At 66.8% G+C, this 15,593-nt stretch carries 16 protein-coding genes; 2 read left to right on the forward strand and 14 right to left on the reverse strand.

Annotated elements, in window-relative coordinates; translation table 11 throughout:
* Positions 1–76 precede the first annotated feature (76 nt).
* The 14 genes from AC6I9R_RS18245 to AC6I9R_RS18310 all read right to left on the reverse strand — a co-directional run bounded on the left by AC6I9R_RS18245 (position 77) and on the right by AC6I9R_RS18310 (position 13,007).
* On the reverse strand, positions 77–1,321 hold the full coding sequence (locus AC6I9R_RS18245) for a flavin monoamine oxidase family protein (protein WP_461428876.1): 1,245 nt from the start codon (positions 1,319–1,321) through the stop codon (positions 77–79).
* Positions 1,318–2,862, reverse strand: coding sequence for an AMP-binding protein (locus AC6I9R_RS18250; protein ID WP_461428877.1), 1,545 nt, complete (start codon positions 2,860–2,862; stop codon positions 1,318–1,320). Before AC6I9R_RS18250 ends, AC6I9R_RS18245 begins: the two co-directional genes overlap by 4 nt.
* Positions 2,863–2,971: 109 nt before the next feature.
* Complete coding sequence (locus AC6I9R_RS18255) at positions 2,972–3,745, reverse strand: crotonase/enoyl-CoA hydratase family protein (protein WP_461428878.1); 774 nt, start codon at positions 3,743–3,745, stop codon at positions 2,972–2,974.
* Positions 3,732–4,592, reverse strand: a complete 861-nt coding sequence (locus tag AC6I9R_RS18260; RefSeq protein ID WP_461428879.1) for a hydroxymethylglutaryl-CoA lyase — start codon at positions 4,590–4,592, stop codon at positions 3,732–3,734. Before AC6I9R_RS18260 ends, AC6I9R_RS18255 begins: the two co-directional genes overlap by 14 nt.
* Positions 4,585–5,244: a glutathione S-transferase family protein gene (locus AC6I9R_RS18265; RefSeq protein ID WP_461428880.1), complete on the reverse strand. Its 660-nt coding sequence runs from the start codon at positions 5,242–5,244 to the stop codon at positions 4,585–4,587. Before AC6I9R_RS18265 ends, AC6I9R_RS18260 begins: the two co-directional genes overlap by 8 nt.
* 121 nt (positions 5,245–5,365) lie before the next feature.
* Positions 5,366–7,294 carry an acetyl/propionyl/methylcrotonyl-CoA carboxylase subunit alpha gene (locus AC6I9R_RS18270; protein WP_461428881.1) on the reverse strand — a complete coding sequence of 643 codons (1,929 nt, stop codon included), beginning with the start codon at positions 7,292–7,294 and terminating at the stop codon, positions 5,366–5,368.
* Complete coding sequence (locus AC6I9R_RS18275; RefSeq protein ID WP_461428882.1) at positions 7,284–7,820, reverse strand: macro domain-containing protein; 537 nt, start codon at positions 7,818–7,820, stop codon at positions 7,284–7,286. The genes AC6I9R_RS18270 and AC6I9R_RS18275 overlap by 11 nt, the downstream gene beginning before the upstream one ends.
* Positions 7,821–7,850: 30 nt before the next feature.
* Entirely contained in the window at positions 7,851–8,276 is a 426-nt protein-coding gene (locus AC6I9R_RS18280) for an ASCH domain-containing protein (protein WP_461428883.1), read from the reverse strand.
* 120 nt (positions 8,277–8,396) lie between these two features.
* Positions 8,397–9,980 carry a carboxyl transferase domain-containing protein gene (locus tag AC6I9R_RS18285; protein ID WP_461429029.1) on the reverse strand — a complete coding sequence of 528 codons (1,584 nt, stop codon included), beginning with the start codon at positions 9,978–9,980 and terminating at the stop codon, positions 8,397–8,399.
* Between the two features lie 17 nt (positions 9,981–9,997).
* Complete coding sequence (locus tag AC6I9R_RS18290) at positions 9,998–10,552, reverse strand: hypothetical protein (protein ID WP_461428884.1); 555 nt, start codon at positions 10,550–10,552, stop codon at positions 9,998–10,000.
* Positions 10,553–10,554: 2 nt separating this feature from the next.
* Entirely contained in the window at positions 10,555–11,106 is a 552-nt protein-coding gene (locus AC6I9R_RS18295; RefSeq protein WP_461428885.1) for a hypothetical protein, read from the reverse strand.
* Positions 11,103–11,405 carry a hypothetical protein gene (locus AC6I9R_RS18300; RefSeq protein WP_461428886.1) on the reverse strand — a complete coding sequence of 101 codons (303 nt, stop codon included), beginning with the start codon at positions 11,403–11,405 and terminating at the stop codon, positions 11,103–11,105. Before AC6I9R_RS18300 ends, AC6I9R_RS18295 begins: the two co-directional genes overlap by 4 nt.
* Complete coding sequence (locus AC6I9R_RS18305) at positions 11,402–11,809, reverse strand: lysozyme inhibitor LprI family protein (protein ID WP_461428887.1); 408 nt, start codon at positions 11,807–11,809, stop codon at positions 11,402–11,404. Before AC6I9R_RS18305 ends, AC6I9R_RS18300 begins: the two co-directional genes overlap by 4 nt.
* Before the next feature lie 37 nt (positions 11,810–11,846).
* Entirely contained in the window at positions 11,847–13,007 is a 1,161-nt protein-coding gene (locus tag AC6I9R_RS18310) for an isovaleryl-CoA dehydrogenase (protein ID WP_461428888.1), read from the reverse strand.
* Positions 13,008–13,282: 275 nt separating this feature from the next.
* On the opposite strand from AC6I9R_RS18310, the gene AC6I9R_RS18315 reads away from it, so the two are divergent.
* Positions 13,283–14,233 (forward strand): isopenicillin N synthase family dioxygenase, encoded by a 951-nt coding sequence (locus AC6I9R_RS18315; RefSeq protein WP_461428889.1) that lies wholly within the window; start codon positions 13,283–13,285, stop codon positions 14,231–14,233.
* A 302-nt stretch (positions 14,234–14,535) separates the two neighbouring features.
* Entirely contained in the window at positions 14,536–15,480 is a 945-nt protein-coding gene (locus AC6I9R_RS18320) for a PhzF family phenazine biosynthesis protein (protein ID WP_461428890.1), read from the forward strand.
* Positions 15,481–15,593: the final 113 nt, after the last annotated feature.

Consider the following 15,593-nt stretch of genomic DNA (forward strand, 5'->3'; position numbering starts at 1 on the left):
GAGCAACGGTTTACGCCGCGCGCCCGGGGCGGTCAACGGGCCGGGCTGCGGCAAAACACGCCCCCGGCACGGTCCGTCAAGCGGGATAGGCCCGGTCCAGCACGGCCACGGCACGCGCCAAGACCTCATCGTCCGGCAAGGCGGCGAGATCTCGCGCCGGCCTCGCGCCGTTGAAGGCCATCAAGACCGGGACGCCCAGAACCTTGTAGAGGTTCAGCCACTGATTGAACTGCCCCCGCGCCAGCCCGGTATCCGGCGTGATGATCCACGTCGTGTCGTCCCAGAACCGGGCCTCGAACCGCAGGAAGACCTTGTCCAACAGCCCCATCCCCAAACGATCCACCGCCCCCTGGTGCGCCTCGGGCAGCGGCGGATCGAAGGCAATCCGCCCGGCCTGCAACACCCCAAGGGGCACCGTCACGATGACCGCATCATATCGGTCGAAACCGCCCCCCGCATAGTCGATCCGCACGCCGCCGTCGCGCAGGGCGATCCCCGAGACTTCTGCGTTGAGGTAGATGTCCAGATCCTGCGCCAGATGCGTGATCAGCGGCCCGTAGCCCCCGGCCAGAACCGCGTCCGCGCCGCCGTAGTCGCCTTGGGCGAAATAGGCATTGCCGTTGATCTGCGCCCGATCCGCCCCCGCCGAATGCTGCACCTCGACGACATCGCGCACCCAATCGGGCATCTCGGCCCAGGCCATCACCCGCCCGGCGCCGCGCGGGGTGGCATCGTCATCGGTCACGACCAAGTCCATGCCAAGCCTGTCGGTCAGTTCGGTCAGCGGATTGCCCCTGAGCCCGTGTACCCACGATGCCCCCAAATCGAGCGGCATCCCGAGCGCGTCGCTGGTCCAGATCCGCCCGCCCAAACGCCCGCGCGCCTCGATCACATCAACCGGCACGCCCTCGGCCCCCAGCGCCTGCGCCGTGGCCAGGCCCGAGATCCCGGCGCCGATCACCGCCACCTCCCAGGCGCCGCTTTCCAACACCGCCTCTGCGGCGATGGCGCCGGTCTCGTAGGCGGCGTGGACGGTGGAATTGTAGTTCGGATGCGTGGCCTCTCCGGCGAAGAAAATGCGCCCGTCGATGGGTGCTGCCAGGGCCCGGCTATCGCGCCGGCGCGCGCCGTTGGCGACAAAGGAATAGGACCCCAGCGTGAAGGGATCGCGGCTCCAATTCGTGCGCAGATATCCGGTGGGCTGCCGCAGCCCCTGGGCGCGCGCGGGCACGGGCTGGAGCCCTGCCAATCCTGCTGCGAGCCCTCCCGCCAAAAGCGCGCGGCGCGCGACCCGCGTGGAAGGATCGTCGCCGTCCGTCACAAAGCGTCGCGCAGCTCGCGGCGCAGGATCTTGCCGCTGGCGGATTTCGGCACCGATGCGACGAAGCGGTATTCCACCGGGTGCTTGTAATGGGCGAGGCAGCCCTCGCAGTGGGCGCGCAGGGCGGCTTCATCGGCGCCGGGGGCGACGACGAAGGCAATCGGAACCTCCCCCGCTTCCGGATCGTTGCGGCCAATGACGGCGGCATCCGTGACGCCTTCGCAGGAACAAAGCGCCGCTTCCACCTCGGCGGGTGCAACCTGGAAACCCTTGTATTTGATCAACTCTTTCAGCCGGTCGCGGATGAACATGAAGCCATCCTCGTCGATCTCGGCCAAATCCCCCGTCCGTAGCCAGCCGCCCTCGGCCATGGTCTCGGCGGTCGCCTCGGGGTTGTTCAGATAGCCCTTCATCACCTGCGGGCCGCGGATCCACAGCTCTCCCTCCAGGCCTGCGGGCAGGTCCTCCAGCGTCTCTGGGTCCACGATCCGGCATTCGGTCGAGGGCACCGCCTGCCCGCTGGAGCCGTGGCGCATGTCATCGGCGCCGGTCAAATGGCTGATCGGGCTCAACTCGGTCATGCCGTAGGCCTGAACCGATTGCGCCCCGAACCGCGTGCCCGCGGCGGTCTCGATCTCGGCCCCCAAGGGCGCCGCGCCCGAGATGATCTGCTGGACGGAAGACACGTCATACTCCTCCACCATCGGGTGCTTGGCCAAGGCCAGCGCCACCGGGGGCACGATGTAGAGCCGTGTGGCCCGATGCTCCTGGATCAGGCGCAGATACATCTCCAGATCAAAACGCGGCATGGTGATGATCGTCGCGCGCTGGTTCAGGAACAGGTTCATCAGCACGGTCATGCCGTAAATGTGGAAGAACGGCAGGAAGGCGATGGCCTTGTCGTCCGGCGTGATCCCCGACACGGCGGCCCCTTGCGTGACATTGGCCACGAGGTTGCGGTGGGTCAGCATCACCCCCTTGGGCCGCCCGGTTGTGCCGCTGGAATACGGCAGGACGACCACGTCATTGGCCCAATCGCCGGGCACCTGCGCGGGCAGTTCCTCGCCCATGACGTCCGCCATGCCAAGCGCGCCATTGCCGCCGCCGTCCAGCACCACGAGGTCCTTGCACCCGGTGCCCTCCATGGCCGTGCGCGCCGCCTCTTCAAACATCGAGATCGTGATCAGCATCACCGCGCCTGCGTCCTGCAACTGGTGCTGGATTTCCGGCGCGGTGTAGGTGGGGTTGATCGTCGTCACCGTGCCGCCGCCCCAGGCCACGCCGTGGAAGACCACCGGATATTCGGGGATATTCGGGGCGAGGATCGCGATGGTGCCCCCGGGCAACACGCCGCGCGCGGTCAGCCCGCCGGCCAGCGCCTTGATCTGAGACATCAAGTCACCCGCCGTCATGGTCCGCCCCGAGGGTCCGTCGACGATGGCCACCTGGTCTTCACGCCCCAGCAGGCCCTCAAAAAGGGTTTGCGTCACCGAGGTGTCCGGCGCCGTAATCGGGGCGCGGGTGCTTTCGAAAATCGCCATGAGGTCTCTCCCTGATCCGGCAGCTCTGACGGCGCCGATAAGGGCCTACGATGGGCGAAATGCCTGCATGCTGTCCATAGGGATCGCGCGCTGCAACGCGGCATGGGCCTTAGGGCTTGGACTTGCGCTTATTCAGGAACGCAGCGATGCCCGCGGCGGCCTCATCACTTTCCCAACGCGTGACCAGCGCCTGGATTGTCAGGTCCACGTCCGCCTCCGACACCGGCTTGGCGAGTGCCGCGACAAGCGCCTTAGCCTCGGCCACGGCCCCCGGGGCCGCTGCCAGGTAGGGGGCGATCTCGGATTGCACCGCGTCATCGAGCGCCTCCGCCGGGACAGCCTTGGCCAAGAGGCCAAGCTCCACCGCCTCCGCCGCGTCGAATACCCGACCCGAGAAAAACACCCGCCGCGCCCGTGCCGCGCCCATTCGCGCCACGACATAGGGCCCGATGGTGGCCGGGATCAGCCCCAGCCGCACCTCTGTCAGCCCGAACTTTGCGCCCTCGACCCCCACGGCCACATCGCAGACCGACATCAGCCCGACGCCGCCCCCGAACGCCTGCCCCTGGATGCGCCCGATCAGCGGTTTGGGCATCCTGTCCAGCGCCCCCAACATCGCCGCCAGTGCCCGCGCCTCACGCGCCCGCGCGCTGCCATCGGCCTCCATCTGCGCCTGCATCCAGCCCAGATCGCCGCCCGCACAAAAGCTGGCGTCCGTTCCGGTCAACACCACGGCCCGCACCGCCGGGTCGCGACCCAGCTGGCCCGCGGCTGCCGTCAGCTCTGCAATCATCGCGGCATCCATGGCGTTGTGGACCTCGGGGCGGTTCAGCCGCAGGGTGGCCACGCCGCGCGCATCGACGCTCAGATCAATCGTTTCCATTCACCAGCTCCCGTGCCAATTGCGCCGCCTGCGCCAGAACGCCCGCGTCCAACCCCGTCTCAAACCCCCGCATCCGCAGATGCGCGTCCAGCGCCTCGGTCGCGACATTGCCCTCTGCCCCCGGCGCATAGGGGCAACCGCCCAACCCGCCCACCGCCGCGTCGAACACGCGCACCCCGCGCGCGAGCGCCACGTCCACGTTTTCCAACGCGCGCCCGGCGGTGTTGTGGAAATGCCCGGCCAACATGTCCGCCCCGGCAACGTTCAGAACCGCGTCCAGCATCGCGTCGACGGCCTCGGGCCGACCGCGCCCGATGGTGTCGCCCAGGCTGATCTCATAGCAGCCCATCGCCTTGAGCGCGCTGGCCACCACGGCCACCTGGGCGGGCGGGGTCGGGCCGTCAAAAGGACAATCGGTGACGCAAGAGATATAGCCCCGCACGCGCATCCCATCGGCTTTTGCCGCCTGAACCACGTCCCAAAAGCGCCCAAGGCTGTCGAGGACGGAGGCATTCAGATTGGCTTTGGAGAACCCCTCAGAGGCCGAGGCGAAGACCGCAATCTCATCGGCCCTGGCCGCTTTGGCGCCAAGGTAGCCGCGCATGTTGGGGGTCAGCGCCGCGTAGGACAGACCCGGCGCGCGGGTGATGCCCGCCAGAACCTCGGCACCATCGGCCATCTGGGGAACCCACTTGGGGCTGACAAAGGACGCCACCTCGATCCGGGCAAACCCTGCCGTCGACAGAAGGTCCACCAAGGCGATCTTGTCAGCCGCGGCGATCATCCGCGCCTCATTCTGCAATCCGTCCCGGGGTCCGACCTCGAAAATCTCGACCCGCTCAGCCATCCTCGGGCACCTCGTAGAAGTCCTTGGCGTAGAAACCCTGCGGCCCCTCGATCTCTGCTGCCGCCTTGTAGGCGGGCCGCGCCTGCAGCCGGGCGCGATAGGCCTGCAGGTTCGGCCAGGGATCAAGCCGGACGTAGTAGGGCGCGGCAAACAGGTTGAACCCCAGCATCGCATCGGCGGCGGAAAAGCCCGACGGCAACAGGTACTCGCCCGTGATCATCCCGTCCAACGCGCGCAACGTGTCAGCCAAACGCAGGGTGTTGAGCTTGATCACAACGGCCGAGGGCTTGGCGGGCGGGCGCAGGAACAGGTGGTTGAGGTTGAGCTGTTCGATCAGCGACGCCATCGTCTCGGCAAACCCCAGGGCCTCCAGATAGGCCACCCGGTCGGGGTGGCCGGGCGGGCGGCCAAACCCATGCTCCGGACGGCTTTCGCAGAGGTACTGCAGGATCGCGGCGCTCTCGAAAACGGTGATGCCGTCGATCTCCAGGGCCGGGATCCGACCGGCGGGGGAGTGCGCCAGAAACTCCGGCGCGCGCATGCCCTTGGTGCCGATCTGATAATGTGCGATTTCCGGGGTGATCCCCATCTCCTGCAAAAGCCACAGGACCCGGAACGACCGCCCCCAGGGGACATGGTGCAACCGGATCATGGCGCGACCTTTCGGGGGCGGGCCAAATTCCTTGCAAGGAATTTGCCAGAGCCTTGCAAGGCTCTGGAAGCGCGCTTGCGCAAGCGCGCGCGCAGACTTTTGCAAAAGTCTGATCCCCGGCTCATCGCTCGTCCTCCAACACAATCAGGGGCGCTCCGGCATCGACCTGGGCGCCTGCCACCGCCAGCACCTCGGCCACGACCCCGTCGCGTCCCGCCGTCAGCCCATGCTCCATCTTCATCGCCTCCAGTACCGCCAAACGGTCCCCTGCGGCCACCTTGTCGCCTGTTGCGACAAAAACGGCCTTCACCAAACCCGGCATCGGCGCCACGATCCGGCCAGCCGAAACACCCGGTCCCACCGCCACATCGAGCGGGTCCGGCACGGTGAAATGGTAATTGTTCCCCCAGAACACCGAAAGACCCGCCGCGTGCTCCACGACCTCCGCCCCGACAGCAACGCCATCGACGCTCCACTTTTGCTCCGTAAATGTCACCTCATGGGTCCCCGCAGCGCCGCGCACCACGGCGGCCCCGGGCCCCGTTACCGCCACCTTCAAAACCTCAACCGCGTCGCCGTGCCCCAAGGCAACCGAGCGCTCCAACGGCGCCCAAAGGCTGAACCCGTCCACATCGGAGCCCGCCAGGCCCATCGCGCCCACCGCCGCGATGGCGCGGCAGCGCGAACAGGGCACCGGGCTCTGCGACAAGGTCTCCACCTCGCGGTCGATCAACCCCGTGTCGACCTCGCCGCGCCCGAACCCGGCGTGCCGGGCCAGGGCGCGCAGAAACGCAAGGTTCGTGACCGAACCCGCAACTTGCGTGCTGGACAGGGCCTGGTCCAACCGCGCCAAGGCGATCTCTCGCGTCGGCCCGTGGACGATCAGCTTGGCAATCATCGGGTCATACCAGGGGCTGATCTCATCGCCCGCCCGCACGCCCGTATCAGCCCGCGCGCCCCGCGGGAACGCCAGATGCGCCAGCCTTCCAGTGGCTGGCAAAAAACCTTTCGGCACATCCTCGGCATAGAGCCGCGCCTCAAAGGAATGCCCCTCAATCGACAGGTCTTCCTGGCCCATCGGCAGCGGCTCACCGCTGGCCACCCGCAGCTGCCATGCCACCAGATCAACCCCGGTGATCGCCTCCGTCACCGGATGCTCCACCTGCAGGCGCGTGTTCATCTCCATGAAATAGAACCGATCCGCGCGCAGTCCGTCGGAGGCGTCCACGATGAACTCCACCGTCCCCGCGCCCTTGTAGCCGATGGCCTCGGCCGCCCGAACGGCGGCCTGCCCCATGGCCTCGCGCATCTCTGGCGTCATGCCCGGCGCGGGCGCCTCTTCGATGACCTTCTGGTGGCGCCGCTGAAGCGAGCAATCGCGCTCGAACAGATGCACCGCACGCTGGCCGTCCCCAAACACCTGCACCTCGATGTGGCGCGGGGTGGAGACATATTTCTCGATCAGAACCGCATCGTTGCCGAAAGCCGTCAGAGCCTCGCCCTGCGCGCTCGCCAGCGCCTCCTCAAAGCCCTCCGCCGCCTCGACCCGCCGCATCCCCTTGCCGCCGCCGCCCGCCACGGCCTTGATCAGCACCGGATAGCCAATCTCACTCGCGCGCGCGGCCAAGCCGTCTTGCGACGCGCCATGGTATCCCGGCACCACCGGCACGCCCGCTTCTTCCATCAACGCCTTGGCGGCGTCCTTCAGCCCCATCGCGCGGATCGCCTGGGCGCTCGGGCCGATGAACACCAATCCCGCCGCCTCCACGGCCTCCACAAATTCGGGGTTCTCGCTTAGAAAGCCGTAGCCCGGATGTACCGCCTCCGCGCCCTTTTCCAGCGCCGCCGCGATGATCACCTCGCCGCGCAAGTAGCTCTCTGCGGGGGCGGAGCCGCCAATCCACACCGCCTCGTCCGCCATCGCCACATGGCGCGCGCCCGCGTCGGCGTCGGAATAGACCGCCACCGTCCGCACGCCCAACGCGCGGGCCGTCTCGATCACCCTGCAGGCAATCTCGCCGCGATTGGCAATCAGGATCTTACGAAACATCCAAACCCACCCTCTTTGCTGCGCGCCGCAGGACGCCAGCGGCCTTTGCATCAATCGCGGCCATGATGATCAGTTGCACAGAACGAAGCCCTGGCCGCGCTTCCGCAATCGCCCCAAATGCCACCTCCGAGGCCGCGTCGGCCGGATAGCTGTAAGCCCCGGTGGATAGCATCGGGAAGGCGATGCTTTCGGCCCCCTTGGCCTCGGCCAACTCAAGCGCACGTCCATAACACCGCGCCAAAAGTGCCGCCTCCTGCGCCTTGCCGCCGCGCCAGATCGGGCCGACCGCATGGACAATCCAACGCGCATTCAAACCATAGGCCCCGGTGATCTTGGCATCACCGGTGTCACACCCGCCCAGCCCCTTACACTCCAACAAAAGGTCAGGTCCCGCCGCGCGATGGATCACCCCATCGACGCCTCCTCCGCCCATCAAGGACCGGTTGGCGGCATTCACCACGACTTCAGCACCGGTCTTGGCGATGCTCATCTGCCGGATGTGGATCTGACAAAGGCCTACCTCCATGGCGCCGGCCTCCCTGCACGACCCATTGGCTCACCCCAAGTCATCCAAAGCCCCCAAATCTTGCACCACCTCAAACCGCTCCCAAATCAACTCCATCTCCCAATCAAACACACCCAACCGCCGGTAGTACCGCTCATGCCCCGCGCGCCATCCCTCCAGCGTCTCATCCTCGCCCTCCGCCAAGGCCATCGCTTCCGTCATGTCGCAAAACCGCACCAACCTCAGCTCCACCGTCCGGTTCACCAACGCCGGCCGTCCGTCAAACGTGGTCGCCACATCGCAGCGCCCGATCTGCGGCAGCGCCTCTCCGCGCGCCACCTCGGCCATGCTCAAACACGTCGCCCGCTTGCGCCCCTCGCGCACCAACCCCAGCAACTGCGCCGACAACGCCGCGCTATCGCCAAACACATAGGCCTCCGCACCCGGATACCGGGCCCTCACTTCATCCAATGTCACCACCTGCCCCTTTCCCCGTTCTCCAAATATCCCGGGGGTGTGGGGGCTGGCCCCCACTGGAACGTGTGTGGGGGGGCCAGCCCCCACGAATAGCCATGTATGGGAGCCACCCCCAACACCTCACATCCGGAAGACGCCAAAGCGCGTCTCCTCAATCGGCGCATTCAAAGCCGCCGCCAGGCTCAACCCCAACACCTCGCGCGACTTCCTCGGGTCCACCACCCCGTCATCCCAAAGCCGCGCCGAGGCGTACAATGGATGCGACTGCGCCTCGAACATGTCGATCGTGGGCTGCTTGAAGGCCGCCTCCGCCTCGGAGGACCATTCCTCTCCGGCACGCTCCAGCGCATCGCGCTTGACCGTCGCCAGGACCCCCGCCGCCTGGGCTCCGCCCATGACCGAGATCCGAGAATTCGGCCAGGCCCACAGGAACCGCGGCGAATAGGCCCGCCCTGCCATCCCGTAGTTCCCGGCCCCGAAAGAGCCGCCGACCAGCATCGTCACCTTAGGCACCGCCGTCGTCGCCACCGCCGTCACCATCTTGGCGCCGTGGCGCGCGATCCCCTCATTCTCGTACTTCCGCCCGACCATGAACCCGGTGATGTTCTGCAAGAACACCAGCGGGATCTTCCGCGAGGAACAGAGCTCCACAAAATGCGCCGCCTTCTGCGCGGCCTCGGAAAACAACACGCCGTTGTTGGCGATGATCCCCACCGGCAGCCCCATGACCTCCGCAAAGCCGCAAACAATCGTCTCGCCAAACCGCGCCTTGAACTCGTCGAAATAACTGTCGTCCACGACCCGCGCGATCACCTCCCGGATGTCGTAGGGCGTGGTGAGCGACGCGGGCACGACCCCCAGCAACTCCTCCGGGTCATAGGCCGGGGCCCGCCCGCCGAGCGTCACGCCAGACCGCGCGCCCACCCCCGCCAAAGAGGCCACGGCGCGGCGCGCCAGCGCCAGGGCATGGGCGTCGTCTTCGGCCAGGTAATCCGCCACGCCCGACAGGCGCGTGTGGACATCGCCGCCGCCCAGATCCTCGGCGCTCACCACTTCCCCGGTCGCCGCCTTCACCAACGGCGGCCCCGCCAGAAAGATCGTCCCCTGCTCCTTCACGATGATCGAGACATCGGCCATCGCCGGCACATAAGCCCCCCCGGCGGTGCACGATCCCATCACGACGGCGATCTGCGCGATCCCCTTGGCGCTCATCTGCGCCTGGTTATAGAAGATGCGCCCGAAATGGTCGCGATCGGGGAACACCTCGTCCTGATTGGGCAGGTTCGCCCCGCCGCTGTCGACCAGATAGACACAGGGCAGCCCGCATTGCTCCGCAATCTCCTGGGCGCGCAGGTGCTTTTTCACGGTGATCGGATAATAGGTGCCGCCCTTCACCGTCGCATCATTGCACACCACCATGACCTCGCGCCCATGGACGCGGCCCACCCCGGCGATCATCCCGCCACAGGGCGCCGCGCCGTCATACATCCCGTGCCCCGCCAGCGCGCCCACCTCCAGAAACGGCGAGCCGGGGTCCAGCAGGTTCGCCACCCGCTCGCGCGGCAACATCTTGCCGCGGCTCACATGCCGCTCGCGGGAGCGTTCGCCGCCGCCCAGGGCCGCCGCGTCCGCCACTTCGCGCACGACCCGCAAGGCCTCCAGATGCGCCGCGCGGTTGGCGCGCGCGTCCTCGGAGCCCGCCATATGGGTTGATTTCAATCTCACCTGAGTATCTCCAAATCCACAGGGGCGTGGCCCTCCAGGGGCACTGCCCCCTCCTGCCGCGCCAACCGCCAGGCGACGTAGGCATCCTCCAGCGCCAGACCTTCCGAGACCACGACACAATACCGCGTGCGCTCCGCCTCGGTCATCTCGGAACAACTGGCCTCGCTGGCCGGGGCGGCGGCATATTCCAGCGCGCGCGCAAAGCCCTCGGCGCGCTCTGGCGCATCGTTTTCCAACGCCTCCGGCAGGTCGGCCACGATGGCGGCCCGCGCCTCCCGCGTCCAGGTCGCCAGATCGGCCAGACAGGCCGCCCCGTCGCCCTGCCCCTCACAGATCTCCATCGCCAGGCCAAGGCATTCGAACGTCGCCACGCTGAACACGCCTTCCAGCACGCCGCGATCCGCCTCGCTTACGCCATCGCCCAGGGATTGCTCGAAGGCCGCGTCCCCTTGGCTCAAACACATCTCCGCAACCGTGATGGCGGCACTTTGCGCCAGCGCGGAAGTCGCGCCCACCAGACAACAGCCGAAAGCAAGCCACGCGCCGCGCATCCTCACTCCTCCCCCAGATCGGCCATCTCGGCCCAATCCAGCGGCCCCATGACCCCCATCAGCCGCGCGACCTGCCAGGCCCAGACCGCTTCCTCAAACTTCAGCGCCGACTGGAACGAGGCGCACCAAAGCTGGCGCCGATAGGTCTCTCCTGCGCAATCATCGCCCGCGTTGGAGCCTTGGGCCAGCGCGTAAACCCTCGCGTACAAAGGCGCCAAAGCACCCTCCACCGTGTCCGGCGCGGGAAGCAAGGCGCGCATCTCTGCGGCCCGGTCCACGAAAGCCGCGCGTAAGCGGCGCTGACAGATCAATGAGTTGTCCGAGACCTCGCAGATCCCCATCGCCAGATAGCCGCAGTGCTGCACCCAGTGGACGTTGAACGCATCCACCTGCCAATCCGCCCCATATCCCGGCGTCAGCAATGCCGCCTCGAACGCGTCCATCTGCTCGGGCAGGCAGACCTCGAACCTCGGCACATCGGGCGCGCCGTCGCCCCAGCTTTGCGCCGCCAAGGGCCCCGAAACCAGGGCAAGAAGCATAGCCAGAACCCTCACGTCGCGTCCTCCCCGAAGACCAAGGCGTCATCCACCACCTCTCCGCGCGCGTCCACGGCGCGGTACCAGGCTTCCGAGCCCTCGGCCTCGCAAATCACGATCATCCGCACCCCTTCGACGCCCGCAGGCACCGCGTAGCAATCGGTCCGCGCGCCGCCGGTCTCCGCCACATAGGCCGCCGCATACCGCTCGATGATCTCGCTCTCGCTCACCGGGGCCGAAGCGAGGCCCAAATACAGCCCAAACAACCCCGCCACGGCCAGGATCAGCGCAAGCGGCAAGGCGATCTGACGCATCATTCCAACACCTCCAGCCAATGCTCCAACCGCAATGCATGGGCGGCGGTCAGGGCCATCCGGCACTCGGCCCAGGCCTCGCCGGACCCGCTCATGCCGGGCCAAAGCACGCCCGCTGCCTCGCACGTCGCGGCGCGGTGCGCCTCGAACGCGCCCGCCACCGCGTCGAGATCTGCAGCACCGCTGGCCCCGGGCGGCACCTGGGCCAGCGCGTCCATCGCCATGGCGATCCGCGCCTCCCACGCTTGCGTCTCTTGCCCGAAACACACGCCGGCGCTGTGATGGTCCACGACGCCGTCCACTTCCATACAGGCCCGCGCCTGCGCACCGACAGACACATCCTCCGCCAAGGCCTGCACCGCCATCGGACCTGCGAGAGCCCACGCCAGAACCAGGCTCCCTTTCATCTTGCTAAAAAAACTCAAATCCGACCCCAACCCAGCGTCACATCATCCCCATCAACTCGCGTCCGACCAGCATACGCCGAATTTCGCTCGTGCCCGCCCCAATTTCCATCAGTTTCGCATCCCGAAACATCCGCGACACCGCAGAATCGTTCATGAACCCTGCCCCGCCCATCGCCTGCACCGCCTGGTGGGCCACTTTCATGCCCTCCTCACTGGCATAGAGCACGCAAGCCGCCGCGTCTTGCCGCGTGACCTGCCCCCGGTCGCAGGCCTTGGCGACCTCATAGGCATAGGCGCGCGCCGAGTTCATCGAGGTATACATATCCGCGATCTTGCCCTGCATCAGTTGGAAATCCCCAATCGGCTGCCCGAACTGCTTGCGCTCCTTGAGGTAGGGCATCACCTCGTCCAGACAGCCCGCCATGATGCCGATGTTCACGCCGCTAAGCACCACGCGCTCATAGTCCAGCCCGCTCATCAACACGCGCACCCCGCGCCCCTCTTCGCCCAGCACGTTCTCGAACGGTACTTCCACGTCCTCGAAGATCAGCTCCGCCGTGTTCGACCCGCGCATCCCCATTTTGTCGAAATGGGGCGAGGTGCTGAACCCGACCATTTCTTTTTCTATAAGAAAGGCGGTGATCCCCTTGCTGCCCGCCTCCGGGTCGGTCTTGGCATAGACCACCAGCGTATCGGCGTCCGGTCCGTTGGTGATCCAGTATTTCGTCCCGTTCAACACGTAGCGGTCATTGCGCTTCTCGGCCCGCAAAGACATCGACACCACGTCTGATCCGGCGCTGGCCTCAGACATCGCCAAGGCACCCACATGCGCGCCACTGACAAGACGCGGCAAATATTTTGCCTTCTGCTCCGGCGTGCCGTTCAGCTTGATCTGATTGACGCAGAGGTTGGAATGCGCCCCGTAGCTCAGCCCGACTGAGGCCGAGACGCGGCTGATCTCTTCCACCGCCACCAGATGCGCCAGGTAGCCCATCCCCGCGCCGCCATATTCCTCATCCACTGTGACGCCCAGCAGGCCCAGCTCTCCCATCTCGGGCCACAGCTCGTTGGGAAAGGCGTTGTTCCGGTCGACCTCAGCGGCCAGGGGCTTCACCCGCTCCTGTGCCCAGCCATGCACCATATCGCGCAGGGCGGCGACGTCTTCGCCCAGATCAAACCCCATCGAGCCCAGAAACATCGCCGCGCCTCCCCTTAATTGAACACTTGTTCATTTAACGGAGAGTGCGGCCTGAGTCAAAACCGTTCTTACGCGGCCCCATGCGCACGTGTGATTTGGCGCGGCTCTTGACAGGCAGGCCCCGCGCGCCGCCTACTCCGCCCATGATCGTCACGCCAAAATTTCTCCACCTGGTCGTGCTGGAGCGTCACAGCGCGCATCGGCGCAAGCGGTTTGCCGGATAGCCGGGGCCCCGCCTCGCCCTTCCCCCAAACCTGACCCTTCGGAGATTTCCCATGACGGATTTCACACAGATCCCCGTGCTTGACGTGTCCCCGCTGATCGCGGGCCAACCCACTGCCGCCCTCGCCACCGCCTTTGCCAAAGCCTATGGCGGTACCGGATTTGCCTATATCGTGGGCCATGGCATCGCCCCCGCCCTGCGCGCCGCGGTCTTTGATGCCTCCCGCCGCTTCCACGCCCTGCCGGAGACCATGAAACAAGCCATCGCGCTCAATGACATCCACCGCGGCTACATCGCGATCAACACCTCCACGGACGTGAATTCGGATCTGGCCGAGGTCACAAGGCCAAACCAATCCGCCTCCTTCATGGCCATGCGGGAGGATGCGCAGGCCGATCCCGCCACTTACCTGTCGGGTCCCAATCAATGGCCCGACCTGCCCGGATTTCGGGACGCCTGTGAGGCCTATGTCACCGCGATGACCAGCCTGGGGCGCGCCCTCATGGGCCTGGCGCTCGACGCCATCGGCGCCACGGATCGCACTTTTTTGAATGCCTTCGACACCCCCACCACCTGGCTGCGGCTGCTGCATTACCCGCCGCAATCGCCGCAGGCCCCGTCCGATCTCTACGGCTCCGCCCCGCACAAGGATTTCGGGTGCCTGACGCTTTTGGCCCAGGACGACGTCGGCGGGCTGCAGGTACAAACCCCGGGCGGCGCCTGGGTCGACGCGCCCCCCATGGCGGACGCTTTCATCGTCAACGTGGGCGACATGCTGCACCGCCTGTCCAACGGGCGCCTGCTGTCGACGCCCCACCGCGTGATCAACGCCACGGGGCGGGAGAGGTATTCGGTGCCGTTCTTTTTCGACCCCCATGTCTCTGCGTCGATTGCGCCCCTGCCCGGCACCGGGGCACCCCGGTTCGCGCCGCTCAACTTCGGTGACTTCCTGCGCGCCGTGCTGGAGGCTGGCTACGACGCCCATAAGCCCCCAGCCCCCTAGCGCGCGCATGTTCGGCGATTCGCGCAACACCCCCCATAACCGCGCTATACCCTTGCCTCGATGATCATCAATCGCCCGACGTGACCCCTCAAAAGGCACCTTGGGCAAAGCCAGACGGATGCGTCGGACGCCTCAGACCACCTCCTCAAAAGGTGCAGGTTCCCGGCAGGATCGCGCAAAATACCCTGCCCCCGGCCTATCAACCCGGCGGGCTGCACTCCCGTTGTCCCAAGCGGCGCCGCTTACCTTAACTCCGGCCCCTTTCGACACGCCCAAGATCACGGGCCGCAGCATGGCCCATCATGGATCTTCATGGCCCGCCCCTTGCCCTCGCGGCGCGGGCGCGCAACCCTGTTTGCAAACACGCAAACGGGGCCGAAATGCTGACCTTCCACATCTATGACGTCTTCACCGACACGCCCTTCACCGGCAACCCCCTGGCGATTGTCGAAGGGGCGGACGCGCTCAGCACCGCGCAGATGCAAACCATCGCGCGGCAGTTCAACCTGTCCGAGACGATCTTCGTGCAAACCCCCGATGATCCCGCCCACACGGCAAAGGTCCGCATCTTTTTTCCGACGGCCGAAATCCCCTTCGCGGGCCACCCCACCATCGGCTGCGCCCTGCATCTGGCCAAAGGCGCGGCGCAGGTGACGCTTGAAGAAGTCGCGGGCCTCGTACCCGTGACGATTTCCGAGGGCACCGCCGAGTTCACCGCCCCCGTGCTGCCCAAACCCCTGCCCGATGTCCCCACTGCGGCCAAGATCGCAGCGGCCATTGGGCTCTCGCCCGCGCAGCTGACCCAGACCCCCATCGGTAATTTCAAAGGCGGCCCCAGCTTCCTCTTTGCCGAGGTCACCAGCCTGGAGGCCCTGGCCGAGACGCGGCTCAGCGAGCCTGCGTTCACCCAAGCCACCGATGCCGCCGGGCCGACCGATGCGATCTACGCCTATGTGATGACCGGCGCACGCACGGCCCAGGCGCGGATGTTCGCCCCCCACGCCGGCATCGGCGAAGACCCGGCCACGGGCTCTGCCACCGCGATCTTCGCCGCACAGCTGAATGCCACGGGGCACCTGCCACTGGACGGGACCACGACACTGGACCTGAAACAGGGGGTGGAGATGGGCCGCCCCTCGGCCCTACGCCTGAGCATCGACACCGAAGGCGGCGCGCTGACGGCGATCCGCGTGGCGGGCCGGGCCGTTCCCGTGGCCAACGGCCAGATCCGCGTGCCCCGGCCCTGAGCGGCGCGCCAAATCCTTGCAAGGATTTGACCAGAGCCTTGAAAGGCTCTGACGCCCTTCCTCACAGAGGAAGGGCGCAAGGCTTTTGCAAAAGCCTTCCCCTGCCCCGAGCA

It is taken from the genome of Gymnodinialimonas sp. (assembly GCF_059726805.1).

Coding starts and splice junctions, on each gene's coding strand:
- AC6I9R_RS18275 (WP_461428882.1), bottom strand. CDS start 7,820: ATGGAGGTAGGCCTTTGTCAGATCCACATCCGGCAGATGAGCATCGCC.
- AC6I9R_RS18270 (WP_461428881.1), bottom strand. CDS start 7,294: ATGTTTCGTAAGATCCTGATTGCCAATCGCGGCGAGATTGCCTGCAGG.
- AC6I9R_RS18260 (WP_461428879.1), bottom strand. CDS start 4,592: ATGGCTGAGCGGGTCGAGATTTTCGAGGTCGGACCCCGGGACGGATTG.
- AC6I9R_RS18250 (WP_461428877.1), bottom strand. CDS start 2,862: ATGGCGATTTTCGAAAGCACCCGCGCCCCGATTACGGCGCCGGACACC.
- AC6I9R_RS18265 (WP_461428880.1), bottom strand. CDS start 5,244: ATGATCCGGTTGCACCATGTCCCCTGGGGGCGGTCGTTCCGGGTCCTG.
- AC6I9R_RS18290 (WP_461428884.1), bottom strand. CDS start 10,552: ATGCGCGGCGCGTGGCTTGCTTTCGGCTGTTGTCTGGTGGGCGCGACT.
- AC6I9R_RS18300 (WP_461428886.1), bottom strand. CDS start 11,405: ATGATGCGTCAGATCGCCTTGCCGCTTGCGCTGATCCTGGCCGTGGCG.
- AC6I9R_RS18315 (WP_461428889.1), top strand. CDS start 13,283: ATGACGGATTTCACACAGATCCCCGTGCTTGACGTGTCCCCGCTGATC.
- AC6I9R_RS18285 (WP_461429029.1), bottom strand. CDS start 9,980: ATGGCGGGCTCCGAGGACGCGCGCGCCAACCGCGCGGCGCATCTGGAG.
- AC6I9R_RS18305 (WP_461428887.1), bottom strand. CDS start 11,809: ATGAAAGGGAGCCTGGTTCTGGCGTGGGCTCTCGCAGGTCCGATGGCG.
- AC6I9R_RS18320 (WP_461428890.1), top strand. CDS start 14,536: ATGGATCTTCATGGCCCGCCCCTTGCCCTCGCGGCGCGGGCGCGCAAC.
- AC6I9R_RS18255 (WP_461428878.1), bottom strand. CDS start 3,745: ATGGAAACGATTGATCTGAGCGTCGATGCGCGCGGCGTGGCCACCCTG.
- AC6I9R_RS18310 (WP_461428888.1), bottom strand. CDS start 13,007: ATGTTTCTGGGCTCGATGGGGTTTGATCTGGGCGAAGACGTCGCCGCC.